The following is a 20,914-nucleotide window of genomic DNA, read 5'->3' as shown; positions in this document are numbered from 1 at the left end:
TTGATTTTTAGTTTGTTTTTTCTTGTTTAAAAGCAATGTCTTTTGAAATAAACTCTGCATCCTTATGAATATCATTCCAACTTTGTTTTGCAGCCTTTAAATCATCAGGTATTAAAGAAAGTTTATGTTCTTGCATTTGGTCGATATTATCATATAGATCTTTATAATTCGCTCCCATCGTATTCCATTGTTGCTGAATATTCGTTAGAGACATGATTGCTTGATCCACTGTTTGATACAAATATGTCAACGTGTCTTTTGTATTAGTAAGTGAAATAACTGCTTGGTTAGCAAGATCGGCTTTCATACTTAATTCTCCGATTTTATTAGAAATTTCATTATAAGAGTTCATATGATTAGATGCCGCAACACCAGCTGCTGTTCCTAAACCGATACCAGCTGCCCCTAGAGCTGTTAGACCACCAACAACAGCTGGTGTCGCTGTGCCACCGGTCACAACAATTACTACCGCTCCTGCAATCGTTCCAATAACTAAAATAGCTGCTCCTAATCCACCACCAATTGACCAGGCTAATACATTATCAAAATGTGCTTTCTGCGTAGAACGTAAATTCTCAATTTCGGCCTGAAGTTGTGGGACTAGTGCTTGTTTTCCCGCTAATATAGCCGTTAATCCCCCTTGTCCATCTGGACCTCCAACATTATTTTTAAAATCTACAGTATTTGTATACAACTTTGTTTTAAAAGCTTCTAACATCTTAATAACTTCCGTAACTTCATTTGAATTTGTATGAATTGTACCGATTAAATCCCCTATTCCTTCTTTGAGGCCCGCCTTATCTTTCTTTTTTACAGTATCTACTAGTGTGTCGTAATAATTTTGAAATTGTTCATCATAATTTACAATATTACGTGCTGTCTTTTGAATGTTTGGCTTCGCTGTATCTAGCCAGTAATTTGCATTGATTCGTGACAGTTCCTGATTCAGGTGAATGTTTTTGATTAATTCTCCACCTCCTGAACCTAAATCAATGTTGGATAAATTTACATTCGGTTGCTTAATCATTGTTTTTGCGTACAAATCCATTACAAGAATATGAGAGCCTGTTTCAGCCAACACTTTCTTTAACCCTTCAGGTCCTAACGCATAATTTTCTATTTTCTGTTCTTGTGCTGTCTGTTCTTGTGCAAGTGCGTGAATAGTACTACCATTCGTAGCAGTTATAACCGTTGCTAAAGCGGCCAAAGTTATGACCTTAAATGGAAATTTCATTTTTTGATTCTCCTCCTTATTTTCAGTTGCGTTATAATTTTTTCATTAAATATTATTTCTTAATATTAAAATTTATTAACTTGTTCTTCGAGTTGATTTGTTACATTTTTTAGTCGTCTTAATGTATCTTTTTGAGACTGAGTGTTATTAGTATCAACTTCAGTCGATAATTTTGTAATACTATTATTTATTAGATTCAAATCCTCTTTATAACGTTTCATTAGCTCAATTTCTCCATCTACTTGATTAGCAAATGTATGCAGATCATTTTGCATGAAAAGAATCATTGATTTTTGTAAATCTGCTACTGTTAATTTAGTTGTTAAGTCATATAATTTTTGATTTTGTTTCTCTAGATCATCTAAATGCGCTCGTTGCTCTGCTGTTAGTTTATTAATTTCTGCAAAAGTACTATATGTTTTTTTAATTTTTTCAGGATCAATTACTTTCATAAGATCATACTCTTTCGTTTTCGTAACTGCAGCTGCAGCAATTTCACCTTTTTTACTTTTCTCTATCGTTTCACGTGCCTCTTTTTTGGCAACTTCAATTTCTATAGCTGATTTTCCCTTTTCTGTTGCCTCTTGCTCTGCTTTCTTCTCTGCTTCTACAATAGCATTATTTATTTCTTTTCCTTTGTTATACGCTACTACTGCTGTTTGAGCAGCCGGTTCAATGATATCTTTTGATAGACTATAAATTTCTTGGAATACCTTTAGACCTTGTTCATTTAAAGCTCCTGGTAATAATGCTATTTGCTGTAAATCATTTTGAATTGATTTTTTTGTATTTAGCATTTCATTTTTTAACTTGTCTATTTTTCCTGTTCCCTCTGAACTAAGTACACTCTGTGCTTTTATCACATCTGTATCAAGATTTTTCAGTTTCTTATCTACCTGTAGTTTAAGATCTGTTAACTCATTAATCTGACGTTGCACGTTTTCTTGGTTTGTTATAGTCATATCTTGAAGAACTTCCAGTCTATCTAAAAACCCTTCTTTATCTTCCTTATTATCTACAAATCCTTTTAATGTTGGATAATAGCTATTAAATTTGGTTGCAAATCCTTTGCTTTTTGAATTTAATAGAATTAATTTTGGATATAGTTCTGATGACCACTCTTTCATATCTTGTTTAATTAGAAATTGAGTTGTATTTAAAGATGGAACTTCTTCAAGTTGCACATTCGGACTTGCTAAGGCTCCATCTATAAAGGTTTGTGTTAATTTGGAGTGTGCACCTATTTTTCGTAATGCTGAGGAAATATCTATATTATCTTGTTTCGTTTCTGCCTGAACGATTGGCATTGCGAGAGTATTGATAGGAATAGTCGCTCCAGTAACGATTGATGTTATTAAAAATCCTGTCATAATTTTATTCTTCATTCCGTACACCTCTTCACTATTGTTTTTTACAGTTTTAATCGTAAATGTTGTACAACCTAACGTTAGGATTTCTTCACACATACTTAAGGATAGAGATTTTTTCAAAAAAGTAATTCCATCTCGTTTTTTATTTATTTTTGAAAGAATATAAGGACCTTACTTCCCCCTCATTTTAAACACTATGTTTTTCATAAGTAAACCTGAAAATCACATTGATTAAATTTGATTTTTCAGATATTTATTATTCGAATTTAAAAATATTATATTTAAAAAAGTTATATACAAATTTCATTTCATAAAGTGAAATAATTATACTATGATAATTAAACATAAAAATTCTTTGATTCCTTTAAATCTATATGAATCCCCTTACCTAAAAATGATTTTAATATAATTTAATAGTGATTAGCACATATGTGTCTTTTATATGGATATGTAAAATTACATATCCATATAAGAGTATCTAGCTTAACTACTCCAAAATATTATTATCGTATACATAATAATATTATTGCTACGAACACCACAGGAGAAAATTTCCCTCATGCACTTTAGGGGATAAATTGTCCATGAAATAATAATTTTTGCTTATATACTTACTATTCATTATAGAAATACAAAAAAGCGATTCTTTTCACATTAAAAAGAATCGCTTTCCAAGTTTATATTTTCAATTACATTAAATAAAGAATTGAGAGATTATCACTTAAGAGCCTTAACTATAACTTCAGTTGCCTCTGCAATGAGTTGATTATCATAAGTAGCTTCTTTCTCATCTTTACTAGATAAAATTGCGATAATAATTGGTGCTCTATTTGGCGGGCAAACGATAGCAATATCATTTCGTGTCCCATAACTTCCAGCACCGGATTTATCTGCAACTATCCAGTCAGTTGGTACGCCTGCACGAATTAGTTTGTCTCCTGTAGCATTTCCTTTCATCCACCCTGTAAGAATGTTACGTTTATGAACCGGAAGCACATTTCCGACCGTAAAGGCTTTCAGATTCGTAGCAATTGCTTTCGCTGTACTAGTATCACGAATGTCTCCTGGAATAGCCTCGTTTAATTCTGTTTCAAAGCGATCAGACATAGTAACCCGATCACCCATCTGTCTAAGCGCTTTTTCATATCCTTTCGGTCCGCCTATTTTGTTAAATAAAATGTTCCCTGCAGTATTATCACTGTTACGAACAGCAGCCTCAGCAATTTCTCCTAGTGTCATTCCAGTATCTACATGTTTCTCGGTAACAGGTGAATAATCCACTAAGTCTTCTTTCGTATAAGTAATAACTTCATTTAATTTCTCAGTAGAGTTTTGCTGTAGTAATACCCCTGCCGCTAACGCCTTATAGGTTGATGCAAAGGCAAACCTTTCGTTAGGGCGATAAGAGATTGTTTGATTTGTACCAGTATCAATAGCATATACACCTACTCGTGCATCGAATTTTTTCTCAAGTTGAGAGAAGTCTTTATACATCGCATGATTATTATGTTTAACTGATCCTGTCTTTTCTTTCGCCTCAACTTGCGATGCCCCTCCTGTAAAAGCATGTAGACTTGTAATACTTAAACCTAATATACCAACGCATATTCCTATCTTTAGCATACTCTTGTTTTTCAAAATCATCATTCCTTTCAAGTTCTTAACACTTTTTTTACGTACATATAATAGACAATCAGCGAAACGAGTTTGTTCCATAAATTTAAAAACTTTATAACGAATTAACAAAATAAGAGATAGCAACAATGATCGCCACTATCTCTTATTTCAAATCTCATTTTTACTGATTTTGATTCGGATTATCTGTACTAGTGGCTTCACCATGTATACGTTGCTTTTTCAAATCAAAATATACATCTAAAACTTCTTTTCCAATTATAGAATTAATTCCACTTTTATCGTTATGAAGCCATGGAACTACTACAGAAAATGCTACTTCTGGATTATCATATGGAGCATATCCAACTAACGTTAAGTTGTAGCATTCCATACGTTCTCCTTTTGCATTTCTACCAATTGGATCATCTCCACCATAAACAGTTTGAGCTGTCCCTGTCTTTCCTGCTGGTTTATATGGCGCGTTTTTGAAATACTTCACGCCAGTTCCATCACCTTCTTGGAATACCCATCTAAACCCTTCTTTTATCCGATCAATATGTTCTGTCTTCATATCAATTCGATTTAATACGACAGGCTCTATAGAGCGTATAACTTTGCCAACCTCTTCTTCTTTTATTGATTGCTCTCGTATTTCTTGTACAATTTGAGGTTGCATTCTATACCCCCCATTAGCAATCGTTGAAATATATTGCGCCAATTGCAACGGTGTATACGTATCATACTGCCCGATAGAAAAATCTAGTAAAAAACCAGGCTGACTATCTACTTTTCTAGTTTGTCCAATTATTTCATTCGGTAAATCAATACCTGTTGGAACTCCTAATCCAAATTGTTTAAAATAATAGCGCATCGTATCAAATGCTCCTTGTTTTATATCCAACGAACCATTTGGTACATAATTAACTCCCGCAATTTTTAAAGCTGTCTGGAACATGTATACATTCGAAGATACTTGTAGCGCTCGTAAATCATTAATATTACCAAATCCGGATACATTCCACGATTTCTTAGCTTGTGTACCTTTAAATTTCATAGGTGCATCATAAAATTGATCTTCTGGCTGTATTGCCCCTGTCTCATATCCAGTTAATAAAGTTGCACCTTTTACAGCTGACCCTAGCTCATACGAAGTTGTCATGTTACCTAATGCCAAATCCTCAATCTCTAATTTCCCTTCTTTTTCTACAATCTTTTTGCCTGCCATAGATAAAATCTGTCCGTTATTTGGATTCGTCATGACGACAAAAGCTCGGTCCAACAGTGGCTCTGAACTCTTAAACGCTCTCAAATTTTTCTCTATACTTTCTTCCACTTTCTTTTGTAATTCCATATCAATCGTTAATGTTAAACTATTACCACTTTTTCCTTTAGAGATTATTTCTGTGTTTATAATGTTTCCTGATTTATCAGTAATGTTTTTCACTTCTTCTTTTGCACCGTGCAAGACATCTTCATATCGTTGTTCAATATAACTTTTCCCTACACGATCATTTCGGTTATATCCACGTACCAAATAAGAATCTAAGTTTTCTTTCGGTAATCCTTCTTCACTACTCGTAATATTACCTAACACGGAACGAAATAAATTACCATTTACATAATTACGTTCCCAATCAACTGTTGCATCTACTCCTGGAAACTCAGCAAGGTTTTCACTTATTCGCGCATACTCTTGATCTGTTACATCTTTTTTTATAATTTGTGGTGTTAGTTGATAACCTGAACTCATTTTACTTTTAATAGCTAACACCTTTAAATCTTGTGCTGTTAATTCTGCCAATTCTAATTCTGTAACACGACTTCGTCTTAAGTCTTCTATTTTTTTATCTAACTCTTTTCCTTCTATTCCCTTATCTTTTAACTTTTCTATATCTTTTTTAGTAATCATTGTCTCCGCACGTTGCCTATTCAACTGCATCCAAAAATCTTTTTTATCGATGTCTGTTAATTTATTTATATCTTGTTCAGGCATTTCAAGCACTTTCGCTAAGTCTTTTGCTGTTTTTAAAATATCTTCACTAGTAATTCCCTTTACCCTTGTATACGTAATCGTACGAAGAGATTTATTATTAACAACTGTTTTCCCTTCTCGATCTAGTATTTGTCCACGTGGAACTGGTATACTAGTTGTTTCATTTTGACTGCTATCCACTTGGTTCTTATATGCCTCTCCCTCAACGATTTGTACTTTTCCTAGCTGCATAATAATGGCTGAGAATAGTAGAAATATGCAAAGGAACATTATATTTAATCGAATAGATATATTTGTCTGCTGCTTTTTTTCTTTTTGTTTTTTCATAAATCCTCCATATAATTCTTCCGGAACTCCTCACTAATACTTAGTAAATAAATACGTTCCCTATATATTAGAAATCACCATTCAGTTATAAATAGTGTCTTATCTTTTTTTCTACATCCTTGTAAGCATCAAGCCTTCTTCATTTAGCCGCGTAATTGATAAATCCCCTTTCCTGTTTTTCTCTCTATTTTTTTATTGCTTGCATTAGAAATGCTAAACTGTATAATGACTCATATTAAGCTTACACATAGACTTGCTAGTAACTTTTCATACTAATTATTCCTTTCTTCATGCTGTTATACTTAATAGACAACCTAAATAATAAAATTGTTCCACATTTACAAAAAAAATAATTAACTATAAGATGAAATAGGCTACATAAGGGAGGGTTATATGTTACATATAAAAAGATGGAGATTTTTTGCGGTTCTTTCTATTGTAGGTTTGATTTTACTAATTTTATTAAAAATCAACTTCATCTCAATTACTATCGCAACTTCTCCAGCTGAAAGAGGAAAAATTTCCGATCAAAATGGTGTAATACTAGCTACAAATAAGAAAGTTAAGTCTCTATATTGCACTTCTAATGATGAAAAGCTATCGAATCAAGATACATCAAACACATTAGCTTTTTTTAATCAATTTTCAAACGAGTTTCAACATGACATTTCGGCAGAGGACATAAAATCACAATTACAACAATCTTGTAAAAAGCAGACTATGAATGATTTACCGTTATACTCTGACATAAATGAGAGTGAACTTACATTCATAAACAAGAACAAACCCAATAATGTAATAATTAAAGATGAATGGATTCGATATTATCCTAAACACGAAGTTGGTTCACAGCTAATTGGGTATGTAGAAAATGACCTTAATTCTAAGTATGGACCCGTTGGAAAAAGTGGGATTGAGCTTCAATATGAAAATGATTTAAAAGGAAAACCCGGAAAAACACTGATTTTTAAAATGAATAATAAAAAGTTCTTATGGAACATTCAAAAAGTACAAAAAGGAAAAGATATCCGGCTAGCTTTAGACTCTAAGTTGCAGCAAAAAACAGAGGACGCATTAAGATCTCAAATCAAGAAAATAACTGATGTTAATGCTGGTTACGTTGTGGTAACCGATGTGAAAACTGGCGCAATTTTAACTATGGCCAACTCAGCAGTGTTTGATCCAAATACATTATATGAACAAGTATCATCTAAAAAAGAAAACATCAAATCACTTTCGCAAAATAAAGCAATTCAAAAATTAAAGTATGGTGAATCTTATGTAAATATGGCCTCAACTATAAAGCCACTTACTATTTTAATTGGATTAAACGAAAAGCTTTTTCAACCTGAAGATACTTATTTAGATAAAGGTACTTTTCAATATGATAATCAAAATAACATTACGAATGCACCTGGAACTCCAACAGGTGAGATTACACCGAGGCAGGCTATCATTAATTCATCTAACACATTTATGACAGCAAAAGTAGCTCTACCCTTATTCAACCAAAATAATGGGAATATAGAAAAAGTTGCACATATATGGACAGAGTATTTAAAACAATTCGGCCTTCGTTCTAAAACCGGGGTTGATTTACCTTTTGAAGAAGACGGACAATATGAATTTCATCCAACAAACAAGTTTGAAAATGGTATCTCCGCCTTATTAAATGCCTCTTGGGGAGGAAATGAAGTACACACGCCTCTTCAACTTGCTCAATATGCAGCAACTTTAGCAAGTAAAGGTGATAAATATAAACCTCAAATCGTAAGTGCTATTATTGATCAAAATGGTAAGGAAACAAAAAAATTCAAACCAATTCTAGAAAGTTCAAATCATTATCCAATGAACTTTTGGAATGTCGTGCAAGGTGGAATGAGTCAAAATATAGAGGAAATTAAAAACTTACCCTTCCATGTCGCAGGTAAAACAGGCATAACAGGTGCTCCGAATGAGCAAGAAAGAATGATAAACCATTCTCTTTTCATTGCATATGCTCCTACTGAAGATCCACAAATTGCCGTTTCTGTCGTTATTCCTGGTAGTAATTCAGAAAAAAACATTGCTGCTCTCGTTACATCAGAAATTTTAGAGTACTGGAATACTCTTCAAAAAGAGAATAAAAACATAGAGGAAGGTTCATTAAAATGAACCTTCCTCTTTACCATATAGAATCTATATTTATTATTTTCCATATACCTTCATTACTCTTTTCGAACATAAATGAATATTTAATATCAGTTAAAACATACTCTTTTTGTACATATCCAGTATTACCGTTAATAGTCGATACTTTTATATATCCATTATTCTGCACTTTTTCTGGAATCCAAGCTTTTACCATTTCATTAGATACTTCATATAAAACTTGTGATTCTCGCTTTGGTTCAGCTAAAATTTTCGTTTTATTTCCAGTAACCGTTGCATATATATAATGCGCTTGCTTTGGTTGGTTACTTTCTGTCAATCCACTTGGTACTTTGTATGCTCGCTTTGTATCATTTGTAAATTCTCCCCCCATGGTAAGAGCAACTTGCAACTCATGAAAAATATCTTCATCAAATTTCAATTCATCCTTCTTATAACTCTTCCCTTTAAATAGGACTTCATCATTTAACGCTCTATACAAGTCATTTTCATTTTTTGAATTTGTACTTTGATATAATTCATTCATAAATTGTTTTAATGTTGGATCTTGAGCAGACTCATCTTTAGTTTTAGGCTTAATTTGTGTACTACTTTGGACCGGTGATTTATTATCATCAAGCCATGGTTGTTGAACGATAACAAATAACATTGTACAAACCAAAACAACTACTATAGGCAATGCTCTTTTACGAAACGGTCTTTTATGTTTTACAAGATCTGCTTCATTATTATCATATATAGACTGCTTTATTTTAAAAATAAACTCTTCTTCATCTTTACGATTCTCCATTGGGCCTTTTTTTAATTGTTTATACCAGTCAGGATTTTGTTTATTGTTCATCACTACTACCCTCCCCTATTAATTTTGAAACCTTACTTCTCGCTCGGCTTAATCTAGATTTTACAGTTCCAATGGATACTCCTAGTGTTTCGGCCATTTCTTCATAAGATAATTCATATTTCGCGTCTAAAATTATTATTTCACGGTGTTTTTTAGGTAGTTTTAATACAACATCCCACACTTCATTCATTTCCTCTTGCTTAAAAAATTCTTTTTCTGCCGATGGAGATTGCTTATCATCACTAAAAAAACCTACTAATGATATCCTTTTAAAATAGGAGGATTTCAAATAGTTTATTGCTGTATTTCTTGTAATTTTTAATATCCACGTTTTAATAGATGACTCCTTTCGAAATGAATTCCAATTTTTAAATACCTTTATAAATACATCTTGCGTGATATCATCTGATAAGTGTGGATCTTTCGTAATAATAAATGAATAATTCCATACATCTTGCCAATAGTCTTTAATAACATAGTCAAGCTCATCATGAATACACTTTTCAATAAACGTCTCTTCCATTTCCACACCTCGAACTTATTTGAATAAAGATAAAACTGCCCTCACTTTTATTATGGTTTCAATATATAGACAAGATACAAGTTTCATTTGTTCCATTGTTTATCTTTTTTTGATAGAAAAATCCTCCTAAAAATGTGAAGGTGTGCAATTACTTTCATAAAATAATCATCTATATATTCTTTTACATGACAGGCTCCTAACAACAAGTAAAGCATACAATGTTAAAAATACACTCATAAAAAATCTGATTATTATTTGTGCATTTTACGCAACACTCCACTTGTATCACCTTTTTTCTTAGAGCATACTTATTTGTGTGCTCTATTTATGTTTTACTAAATAACTGTTTTGTTACAGTTTAAAATTCCCCTCACTTTTCCCTTTCAATTTGTTTTACTCTTCTATTTACTATTAGCAATACCAACCTTTCAAAAATGAAAACAAAAATGAGTTATCATCTTTATTCAGCCACAACAAAAAAGCATTCTCGATTAAGGAGAATGCTTTTTCAAAAATTAATTGTTCTTTGTTTTGCTCACTTTATACCTTCGTGTTAAACAAACAATGAATGTAGTAAAAGATTTCACCTTATAGTTACTTATTATTTCTGAAAAACATGTTTTACTTTTTCGCCTGGAACGTTACTCCCCCCTCTTCCTTTTACATCTTCGATCATCATAGTAACGATCATGTCGGGCGCATTTGCATCAAAAGCTGCAAACCATCCAAGTTCTTTTCCGTCTGCTTCTTTCGACTCCTTCAGTTCTGCTGTACCGGTTTTACCAGCAAGAGTTATACCATCAACCTTAGCAATTCTCCCCGCGCCATCAGGGTCATTAATGACTTTTATTAATGCACTTTTTAATATCTCTTGATTCTTTGTAGAAACCACATTTTCTTTCCAATTCCCCGCTACTTTTGTTTCTTTTAAAAGATGAGGCGACGGAATATTCCCTTCATTCACAATCGGTGCATATGTTAATGCTAAATGAAGTGGTGTCATTAATACTTGTCCTTGTCCGTATCCCGTGTCTGCTAGTTGAATATCATTTTTTATCCCATCTCTTGCAATGATTGAAATAGGAAATTCGTATTCGATTGGTAATTTTTCATGAAATCCGTATTTCTTAAATTCATTTACATACTGATCTTTTCCCATTTTCAAAGCTTGTTGAGCAAAATAAATATTATCAGAGTATTTCATTGCCTTATTAAAATCAATTGGACTAGCTTCCTTCACACGTGTTACATAATAATTTCCCCAAGATGAATCTTTTGTCCACTTTAATCCTTGAATTTTAAATTCTTCCTTAGGGTTTATAGTGTTTGTTTCCAAACCAATTGCACCAGTAATCGTTTTAAATACGGAACCTGGTACAAATGCTTGTGTGAAACGATTCATCATTGGTAGTTTCGAGTCGTTATTCCATGCTTCTCGTTGGGCTTTTGATGCTCCTCTAACTATTGTATTTGGATTATAAGCAGGGCTACTTACAAGTGCAATAGTTTCACCCGTTTTAGGATTGACCGCTGCACTAGATCCTGCTTCATTTTTCATCTCATTAAAGATTTTTTCTTGAATTGCAGCATCAATTGTTAACGTAACATTTTCCCCTGCTTTCGCTTCTTTTTTTGCTACGTTTTTAATCTCTTTCCCACTCTCATCTTCTATAAATACGCGTCCACCTTTTTCGCCACGCAATTTATTCTCTAATACTTTCTCTAAACCTGTCTTACCTAGTAAATCATCAGCTTGATAACCTTTTTTTTGAAGCGATTTTAACTCCTCTGCATTCACCTTTCCTATATAACCAGTTAAGTGTGCCGCCGCTTCTCCTAATGAATACGTCCGAATATTTACTGGGCGAGATGAAACTCCTTCTAATTCAATATAATCATTCTGTCTAGTTCCTGCTTTTAAAATACCAATTGGTACAAAGGAGTCTGGTTTTATCCATTTCGCTGTAAGCTTCTGATTGACCTCTTCTATAGACATATCAAGTAATTGTGCTACTATTTCTTTTGTTTGAGCCGCCATTTCGCCTAGTTTCTCTGGAATAATTCCAACCTCAGTCGCTTTACCATTCGTTGCAAGACCTTTCCCATTTCGATCATATATTTCTCCCCGTTTTCCTTGTTCTATTTGCATACGTACTTTGTAATCTTTTTTCATACCTGGAAAAATGAAATCTGGTGTCCAATCTATTTTCCAAGATTCTTTTTCTTTTACAAGTTTTGCTTCATGGATAAATGAAGCTGTTCCTCCATCCGTATCCATCTTAACCTCAAAAAGAAAAAGCTCTTTATCTTTAGCATTCTCTCCTTTCGTTTTAACTTTTAAATTCTTAACGCCAATACCTTCATAAATTCTTTGATATTTCTCTATGAATTCCTTTTTAGAAATCGTTTTTTTTGCATGTTCTGATAAATGATCATACATATTGGAAAATTTTTTATCATTCCATAAATTGATATATTCTTCAAATACTTGTTTTGGCGATTCGTTTTTATTACATCCTACCAATATAACTGCAAAACAAAAGAAAAGCAGCATCCATAATTTTTTCAATTCAATCTTCTCCCTTTGTTAAAAATATTTATTCCTTTCTTGGTATATTAAATAAAAAATGTTGTAACGCTTAATAGACAGTGTAAGTAATGAGATTGTTCCACATTTACAAAAGAAATTAATTTATGGTTCAGTTGCATTCAAAGGAGAAGATTTTAAAATTCTTACAAACAAAAAAAGCGGATCTATTTAGCAATCGGCGTTATTATTAGTGCTGTTTTAACAATTTCATTTAAAATACCTTTTAGTTTGAGTTCTCCGCTCCTACCTTTTTTGTAAATATTTGAAACAAAAAAGCCCCCTTATACTAAGGGGCCTACAACAGAAAATAACTAAGTATAAACAGAAAGAATAATTTATAAGAGCTTATATCCTTCTATTTCGAATCAAAACCCCTGCGCTGTATGCGACAGGGGATTCGATTCGTTCATTCTAAAGCTTATTTAGACGAGTCATGTACAGGCAAACTACTAAAAATCAATTCAGCAACTTTTACATATCCTTTTGAGTTTGGATGAATCAAATCCGTAGACCAAAGCGTATTATCATTTACTAAATGATGATTCCAAAAATCAACATGATGAAGCTTATACTCTCTACTCAACGAAAGTATAATTTCATTTGCCTCTAATAATTGTTCTTTTAACACTTGTTTTTTTTCAGAAGAAAAAGGAAGCCGAACTGTAAAATCTGGAAGGCTTGCTATAATAATATCAGCATCTGTTTTACTTAATGTATCTATCATAAATTCCATATTGTTCTTATATTCTTGATGATCCCAACGTCCTTTTAAAACATCGTTTGCACCTGCAATTATACTAACCAAATCTGGATTAAACGTTAATGCCTTTTCCAATTGCTGTGTGCGAATTTCTTTCGTTACTAACCCACGCTTTGCAAAATTAGCATATTCTATATCGTTTACACAAAGTTGAACAAAATGATCTACCCAGCTTTTTAATGCTATTTCCTCAACTTCATCCCCTATGCCCTCTGTAAAACTATCACCAATCGATACAAATCGCTTCCACATATGTAGTCCCCCTTTATTATTAACCATATCTATACTATACAATAGCTCACACCGTAATTGTTATTTCTAAGTGGTTTTCGATTTCAATTATATTCCACTTTATTATATTTACATTTAGAATCCAAAATTGACCGATTCCTAAGTATACTTAAGAATCGGTCATATTCGTATATTTACTAAAGAAATATAGTCTTTCTAGGAATCATACTTTTTTTAAAAAATTTGTTGTTTTTTGTTTTGCCCAGTTTATACATTTCTTTTCGATTAAATGATACGAAATTATAGAAAAAAGTAGTGTCATTGCAATGCACAAAGTAAGAAGGAAAAAGATAGGTATCTTTGTATACAAAAGTTTAAATAGTACCATCATGATTGGAAAATGACACAAATAGATACTGTATGAAATTTCTCCTAAATATACAAATACACTCTTATTTAAAAATGCTTTTACTTTTAGGTTACTCATAGCCATTATAATAAATATACTAACCCCCATTACGACACCCCAATCTTTTAATAAGAAAGTAGTATCATTACGGGAAATACCATAAATTAAAATGGAATATAAATATAAAATAATCCCTAATACAGTAAGAAATCCTTTTTTAAATTTTTTCATATTCCTATATGAGTAGATAAGTTTTTCCTGATACTTAAAAAGTAACATTCCAACCATAAACATAGATGTAAAATGCAGTGTATCAGCATAACCATTATAAAATCCTTCAGCTTTCCCAATATACAACATATTAAGAAAAACACTAATGAAAGAAAAGCTCAAAGCAAATAGTATCGTTTTCTTCCAATTCAGTTTATAAAAAAGAAGGAATAATAAAGGAAACACAATAGATATACGCATTTCTTGAGCTAATGACCAAATAACTGGATTATAATTTTCCGTAAAAAAATTATTAAGAAGCACAAAGTGGTTTAGAATATCTAATTTTGTTATAGACCCTTGCCACCTATCATAGAACCAATCCCGTAGTCCTACCACTTCATACGACGAAAATAAAATAAATAAAACAAAGGTAACGATTATCCAAAAATAATAAGGAATATAGATTCTTACAAATCTCTTAATTACATATCCCCAATAATTTGTTTTTGAATGATAAAGTGCCATAGATAACACAAAACCACTTAGTACATAAAAAACGATAACAGCTTCCCCACCCGCCCATAAAAACCTAAGCGGGGAAAATTTAATAGAATTAGGCAACGATGGTAGCATTAAACAAAAATGTCCAAATACAACAGTAAGTGCCGCTAACCCTCGTATAGAATCTAATTCTTTTATTCTCTTACTCATAAAATGTTCTCCTTGTAAATTGTAGATTTTGCTGTTCGTAAAGGCCACTATACGAATGTAGTGGGAGAATTGTACATATTGTTTCTTTAAATTCCTAATATAAGCAGTACAAAGTTAATTTGACCTCCATTTCTTTATATACATAATTTAAAACAAAATATTTAATACAAAGAAAAGATTTTATTAAATTTTTATAAAATCTAATTACAGAAATACGTACCGGGTATTATTTTTTTATTGTCATTTAATGAAAAAATGGATTTTTTTCTTCATGTAACTTTATTAAACTAACTTTGTACTAGAATGCTTTGAATCAAAAAATACATAATAAACGCCATCCTTTCTGTATATTTCTACAAAAAGAATAGCGTTTTTTGTTTTTATAGATATAAATTTATCTTAACTTAATTACAATAAGAAAAATTCCGAAACTCTTTTTTTTAGATTAATATTTAGTTTCATCCTATAAACTTAGCTTTTTACTATATCAACCGCACTATCCCACATACCGCTAAAAAAAGATCCGATGTTACGCATAAAACGTGTAAACCAATTTGCTTGTTCTATATCAGATTTTGTTACAAGGTCTACTTGTAATGATTTACCTGATAAGAACCCAGGATCTGTACTATCTTTAGGCGAGATAATCATTTTACTAATTGTTACACCTTTTTTAATAGGTGCTTCTTGTTCTTCATTCAATACTTTAAATTCTTTTTTATATACGTCTTTGTTGTTCTTTGGTATCGGAAGTGAAACAGCTTGCTTCGTTTGAACAACTACATCTTTGTCTTTCGCATTTGCTACTCGCACTGTTTCATGCCCTTTTACTACTGAGTCTTTTCCATAGGCCTTCTTCACTTCGAAATTTGCAAATCCGTAATCATATAATTTCTTCGTTTCATCAAAACGTGCTGCATGAGAGTTTGCTTTTATCACTACAGATATTAGACGCATACCGTTTCTTTCTACTGTACCAGTGAAACAATCACCAGCTTCTGGGGTAGTTCCTGTTTTTAACCCATCTACACCTTCGTATTGCTTAATTAAACCTTTTAACATCCAGTTAAAGTTCGGCATATCAATTGGATACTTACCACCCTGTTGGAATGTTTTTTTAGGGATTTTTGCAGTATCTAACATTTTCGGAAAATCTTGAATAAGACGTTGTGCTAAAATCGCACAATCTCTTGCGGACATTTTATTTTTCTCGTCTGGAGTTGTCCCTTCTGGGTGATGTCCTTTTAAATCATAGTTTGTTAAGCCTGTAGAGTTTACAAATTTATAATTTTTCATTCCAAACTCTTTTGACTTATCATTCATCATTTTCACGAAATCGGCTTCTTTTCCAGCAATTTCTTCAACTAAAGCAATTGTCGCACCGTTCGCAGAGTAAATTGCCATTGCCTCATATAACTCTTTTACTGTATAAAAGCCACCATTTTCTAATGGAACGTTTGATAATGAGCGATCTTGCGAAATCTTATATGCATATTCAGATATTTTAACTTTTTGATCCCATTTAAGTTTTCCTTTATCCACCGCTTCATGGACTAAATATTCACTCATCATTTTTGTCATACTAGCAATTGCTAATGATTCATCTGCATTTTTTTCATATAAAATTTTCCCGGAATTTGCTTCTACTAAAATTGCTGATCCTGCTTCTACATCTATAGCAGAAACTGTTTCCGCTGTTGCTATTCCAGATGTAACAACTATGCTACAAAATAGTGTAAGCACTGTTACTATTGCAATAAATCTCTTACACAACATACCTTTCACTTCTGTTACCTCCAATATCTTTGTACTCAAAAAAAGCGTTATTCTAACATAATCCTTCAAAAAATAGACAGCGATATCAAATTCTATATACATATAAGACATTAGGACGACTTTCATATAAAACATCTCATCCGACCCTTTTAGGCACACTGACACTTAGTATTCCCACACATATCCCTCTTTTTAATACCTTTGTATTTTTCAAAATGATTCGTACTTTCATATTTTTTAGGATTACACTTAATAGACAATATAAGTAATACATTTGTTCCACATTTATATAAAATAAAACCAGTGTGTCCCGATTAAATTTCGAGGCACACTGGTTGCTAAATTTACTATCGTCTCTTCCATTATTCATATCACTGAACTTCCCCCCTCATTCTATTAATTACTTTATAAAAATAATAAATTAACTTGTCAGTATCATGTCTACTATGAATGACCTATTTGAATTATTAACTTAAAAAGTTTCTTAAGTTTAAAAAAAGCTTATGGAACCTTTCATTCCATAAGCCATTCTATATGATCGGATGTTCAACAATAAAAGATATCCAACCTTCTTTATATTCTGCATGTATATTACCATTATGAAGTTCAACAGTTCTTTTTGAGATAGCGAGTCCCAGTCCATTTCCTTGATTATCTTTTCTTGCCTTATCACCCCTGAAAAATCTCTCAAATAATTTATTTGGATCGCTAACAGGTGGTTTCTCAGCTTTATTTGATATTTTCAAAATTGCCTTATTATCAATTACTTCAAGACATATTGATAATTCAGATGGCTTCACGCTGTAATTTATCGCATTCATAAACAAATTTTCATAAACACGTACCATTTTTTCTACATCCATGAAAATAGGTATAGATTCTTCCGTTATTGATTTTTGAACAATTAAACTTTCCTTTTCAAATATAGGAGTGTATTCCCCAACTATTTGCTCCAATAAACCCGATAAATCAACTTCATTAAGATTTAACTTGGCATCGTTGTCTGATAAACGGGTGTACTCAAATAGTTCATCAATTAGATATCTCAATCTCTGTGATTTTAAATAAGTGGTTTCGAGATACTCCTGTAATTGTTCTTTACTGTCGTATTTTCCTCTTTTTAATAAATCTACATAGCCGATAATAGATGTCAATGGTGTGCGTAAGTCATGAGATACGTTTGTTATGAGTTCATTTTTTGTACGTTCCAATCGTCTTTCCTGTTCAAATGTATTCTCCAATTCCTTGGACATGTAATTAATATTTTGAGCAAGTTGAGTCAATTCGTCTTTTCCCTCGATCTCAATTGTCAAACCCAGTTTTCCATTGGCAATATCATTCACATTATCAGAAATGAGCTTCAAATATACTATTTTCTTTCGAACCAATATTAAAAAAATGATTATAAAAGTAAAGATCGCTAACGCGAATATAAGAAATGTAAGTATATTATTTTCAAATGCACTAAGATCATCAAGATAGTGATTTAGTGTTAATGGTATTATGATATATATAAAAGTGAGAATTGTTAAACCAAACGAAACAAAAAAACTAACTGCAACAGCAACAAGAAGTTTTGTAATTATTTTATTTCTAAAACTAACACTCTTCATATTTTATATCCAATTCCCCAAACAGTTTTAATATAAATGGGATGTTTAGAATCCTCTTCAATTTTGTCTCTTATTTTTGTAATATGCACCATGACAGTATTATCCGATTTGTAAAAAATATCTTTCCAAACTGCTTCATATATTTTTGCAACACTCAGAACAATCCCTTTGTTACGAGCAAGTAGTTCGAGTATATCAAACTCTTTTGGAGTTAGCCTTACTTCCGTGCCTCTTATCCATACTTGACGTGTATCTGTATTTACAGTCAAATCACCAATTTCTAGTATACTTTTATCATTATCTGCATTTGTATTATATTTTTTAAACCTTCGTAATTGAGATTTTACTCTAGCAATTAACTCCAACGGATTAAACGGTTTTGATAAATAATCATCGGCACCAGAGGCTAAACCCTGAATTTTGTCTATATCCTCTGATTTTGCAGAAAGCATGATAATAGGCATATTTCTTTCTTCCCTAATCTTCATACACGCTTCAATGCCATCCATATTTGGCATCATGACATCCAAAATAATAAGATCGAATCGCTTTTCTTCTAACAGTTCTAACGCTTCAATAGCATCTTCTGCCTTTTGAGTTTTCAGACCTTCATTTTCCAAATATACAGAGATAAGATTTCTAATCTCTTTATCATCGTCAACAATAAGAATTTTTGACTCCATATGATTCCTCCACAATTTTCTCGTATTGAACAACTAAAGGCATAAGCAAGAGGTACATTTTTATACGCCTTTTTGTAAACCTATAATTGAAAGAACAAAAATAACATAATCAGTATTAAAAACAATTGCTTTGTGACTCCTTATTTTAACTAATTTTTTTATTACACCATTATTGTATATAACTTATAAAAAGAAAAAGAATCCTCTTCAATACGATCTTACAGGAAATTCTTTTTCAAACCTTATTTTTTACTTGCTACTTATTTTCACTAGTTTTTCTCCTTGTTCTAAAAGTGTTTCATAGTCATTGTTCTCTTTAATTTCTTTAATTTTATTTTCAATTGTGGGCGTATTATTTATATTAAAGTACGTATTTAAAACTTCATATGGTGTCTTTCCTTGTTTAGTTGCACTATCTTCAATAGCTTCTTTCCATGGTATATTTGCTTTATCCATGCTTAATTCAAGCGCTGAACCAGTCTCATATTTCATAGTCCGCTCTAAAAACCTTGGAGATTCTGCCTGTCCATTAGCAATAAAATTGAATGCCTCCATAAAAGTAACATGATATGGCCTTTGTTTCTTTGCAAGTACCATAAGATTTCCACCAGTTAACTTACTATATCGATACTCTAAGTATCGTGCTGAACCTTCTATCGCTTCCGTTTTTGTTTCTCCAATTAATTGAGGCCATTTTTTCAAGCGATAGTTACGTACAATTGTCCAATCATATAATACCTTATTAATACTTTCTGGGTTCGTATCAATCATCGCTTTATCTAATAGCTTAAATTCTAATCCCATTAGCGCGTAATTTTCTTTATTAATCGGATATTCGTGAATAAACTCTCCACCATTTGCATCATATGTCCAATCTTTTTGTTTATAAGCATGAAAACCTTCATGTAATAAGAAAGATGAAAAATCAAAATATAAGTCTGGATTACTAAACATTTTAGGATGATATTTCAAATAATATACATCCATATCGTTCATATTTATTGTCCCAAAGTTCCAAGGAATCCAGGTAGAAATAGTTCTAAAATCAAAAGGAGTTAAGCGATAGACTTTAGGTAGATGCAGAGAATTTGAGACTTTTATTTCTTTTGCAAAAATACTATTTTCTAATCCCTTTACATTAACTGCATAAGCTTCTTGTCTAAAGAATCCCCCTTCTTTATTACTACGTATTAGAACCAATGGCATTTTTTCGAAGCGATAATCTTCATTCCAAAGTTTATCACTCGATTCTTCGAAGCTCTTATAAATAGTAGATAATTCTTTTAACATGTTTTGATCTGTGTTGTCTAAAGACTTAAATTCAGTATGATATGTTTTATTTAAAATTATGCTTCCCAACATAATTCCTATAAATATTACTAATAAGATTAAAATTACCTTTAAAATTTTTTTCAACATACACTCCTTTTCTAAAACGATAATCCTTATGATGAATAAGGTTTACAAGTTTTATGTTTATTAACACTCTTTTTGTGCAAACCCAATTTTATATAATAGCTATTATAAATATAATGAATACAAGATATTTTTTTGATAATTGTTCCACCTTATTAAAATTCCGATTATAGTTAATAATTATTGGATGATTATTCAATTTTACTGTACGGCGATAGTACAAGCATTCCTACAAATGAGGTTAAAGTAGTACTCAATGTAGGAACGATGCTATTTGGCCTCTTTATAATTACGATATAGGAAGAATAGTATTTTTCTCTTTTAATTGCTTATACATATCTTCTTGTAAGTTATGGATGAAATGCCCCCCTACTTGTATTTACTTCTTCCTTACGCTTTCTGCCGCTCATTGCTGCATATTTGTATCTCAAATTCACTTTCTATTTTGCTTACATC

General features: G+C 31.8%; 14 protein-coding genes and 1 pseudogene. 2 read left to right on the top strand and 13 right to left on the bottom strand.

Annotated elements, in window-relative coordinates; translation table 11 throughout:
- Positions 1–7: 7 nt before the first annotated feature.
- Complete coding sequence (gene hblD / locus ACLBWW_RS23650; RefSeq protein WP_048546912.1) at positions 8–1,234, bottom strand: hemolysin BL lytic component L1; 1,227 nt, start codon at positions 1,232–1,234, stop codon at positions 8–10.
- Positions 1,235–1,299: 65 nt separating this feature from the next.
- Positions 1,300–2,619: a hemolysin BL lytic component L2 gene (hblC, locus tag ACLBWW_RS23645; protein WP_170957595.1), complete on the bottom strand. Its 1,320-nt coding sequence runs from the start codon at positions 2,617–2,619 to the stop codon at positions 1,300–1,302.
- Between the two features lie 611 nt (positions 2,620–3,230).
- On the opposite strand from hblC, the pseudogene ACLBWW_RS23640 reads away from it, so the two are divergent.
- A pseudogene (locus ACLBWW_RS23640) lies at positions 3,231–3,302 on the top strand (undecaprenyl-diphosphatase); the annotation flags it as partial.
- A 19-nt stretch (positions 3,303–3,321) separates the two neighbouring features.
- Here the strand turns inward: ACLBWW_RS23640 and bla are convergent.
- Together bla and ACLBWW_RS23630 are read right to left on the bottom strand one after the other, a co-directional pair.
- Positions 3,322–4,248 (bottom strand): class A beta-lactamase Bla1, encoded by a 927-nt coding sequence (gene bla / locus ACLBWW_RS23635; protein WP_371399501.1) that lies wholly within the window; start codon positions 4,246–4,248, stop codon positions 3,322–3,324.
- 154 nt (positions 4,249–4,402) lie between these two features.
- Positions 4,403–6,541 carry a peptidoglycan D,D-transpeptidase FtsI family protein gene (locus tag ACLBWW_RS23630; RefSeq protein ID WP_447614276.1) on the bottom strand — a complete coding sequence of 713 codons (2,139 nt, stop codon included), beginning with the start codon at positions 6,539–6,541 and terminating at the stop codon, positions 4,403–4,405.
- 393 nt (positions 6,542–6,934) lie between these two features.
- Between ACLBWW_RS23630 and ACLBWW_RS23625 the strand changes: the two genes are divergently transcribed.
- The gene (locus ACLBWW_RS23625) at positions 6,935–8,695 is read left to right on the top strand and encodes a peptidoglycan D,D-transpeptidase FtsI family protein (RefSeq protein WP_098977422.1); all 1,761 of its coding nucleotides are present in this window, start codon (positions 6,935–6,937) and stop codon (positions 8,693–8,695) included.
- A 10-nt stretch (positions 8,696–8,705) separates the two neighbouring features.
- On the opposite strand, the gene ACLBWW_RS23620 is transcribed toward ACLBWW_RS23625, so the two are convergent.
- The 9 genes from ACLBWW_RS23620 to ACLBWW_RS23580 form a co-directional block, all read right to left on the bottom strand.
- Complete coding sequence (locus ACLBWW_RS23620) at positions 8,706–9,533, bottom strand: SH3 domain-containing protein (RefSeq protein ID WP_048546906.1); 828 nt, start codon at positions 9,531–9,533, stop codon at positions 8,706–8,708.
- Positions 9,523–10,056, bottom strand: a complete 534-nt coding sequence (locus ACLBWW_RS23615; RefSeq protein WP_048546904.1) for an RNA polymerase sigma factor — start codon at positions 10,054–10,056, stop codon at positions 9,523–9,525. Before ACLBWW_RS23615 ends, ACLBWW_RS23620 begins: the two co-directional genes overlap by 11 nt.
- Before the next feature lie 601 nt (positions 10,057–10,657).
- The gene (locus ACLBWW_RS23610; protein ID WP_098977421.1) at positions 10,658–12,625 is read right to left on the bottom strand and encodes a penicillin-binding transpeptidase domain-containing protein; all 1,968 of its coding nucleotides are present in this window, start codon (positions 12,623–12,625) and stop codon (positions 10,658–10,660) included.
- 439 nt (positions 12,626–13,064) lie between these two features.
- Positions 13,065–13,658, bottom strand: coding sequence for an SGNH/GDSL hydrolase family protein (locus ACLBWW_RS23605; RefSeq protein ID WP_141525332.1), 594 nt, complete (start codon positions 13,656–13,658; stop codon positions 13,065–13,067).
- Between the two features lie 202 nt (positions 13,659–13,860).
- Complete coding sequence (locus tag ACLBWW_RS23600) at positions 13,861–14,970, bottom strand: acyltransferase family protein (protein ID WP_447614275.1); 1,110 nt, start codon at positions 14,968–14,970, stop codon at positions 13,861–13,863.
- Between the two features lie 471 nt (positions 14,971–15,441).
- Positions 15,442–16,755 carry a D-alanyl-D-alanine carboxypeptidase family protein gene (locus ACLBWW_RS23595; protein WP_098222820.1) on the bottom strand — a complete coding sequence of 438 codons (1,314 nt, stop codon included), beginning with the start codon at positions 16,753–16,755 and terminating at the stop codon, positions 15,442–15,444.
- A gap of 521 nt (positions 16,756–17,276) precedes the next feature.
- Positions 17,277–18,359: a sensor histidine kinase gene (locus ACLBWW_RS23590; protein ID WP_048546895.1), complete on the bottom strand. Its 1,083-nt coding sequence runs from the start codon at positions 18,357–18,359 to the stop codon at positions 17,277–17,279.
- Entirely contained in the window at positions 18,356–19,042 is a 687-nt protein-coding gene (locus ACLBWW_RS23585; protein WP_048546893.1) for a response regulator transcription factor, read from the bottom strand. The genes ACLBWW_RS23590 and ACLBWW_RS23585 overlap by 4 nt, the downstream gene beginning before the upstream one ends.
- Before the next feature lie 249 nt (positions 19,043–19,291).
- On the bottom strand, positions 19,292–20,458 hold the full coding sequence (locus ACLBWW_RS23580) for a hypothetical protein (protein ID WP_048546891.1): 1,167 nt from the start codon (positions 20,456–20,458) through the stop codon (positions 19,292–19,294).
- Positions 20,459–20,914: the final 456 nt, after the last annotated feature.

The sequence above is a fragment of the Bacillus sp. M5A3_1b genome (assembly GCF_053345335.1).
This window is presented reverse-complemented; position numbering and strand designations above follow the sequence as displayed.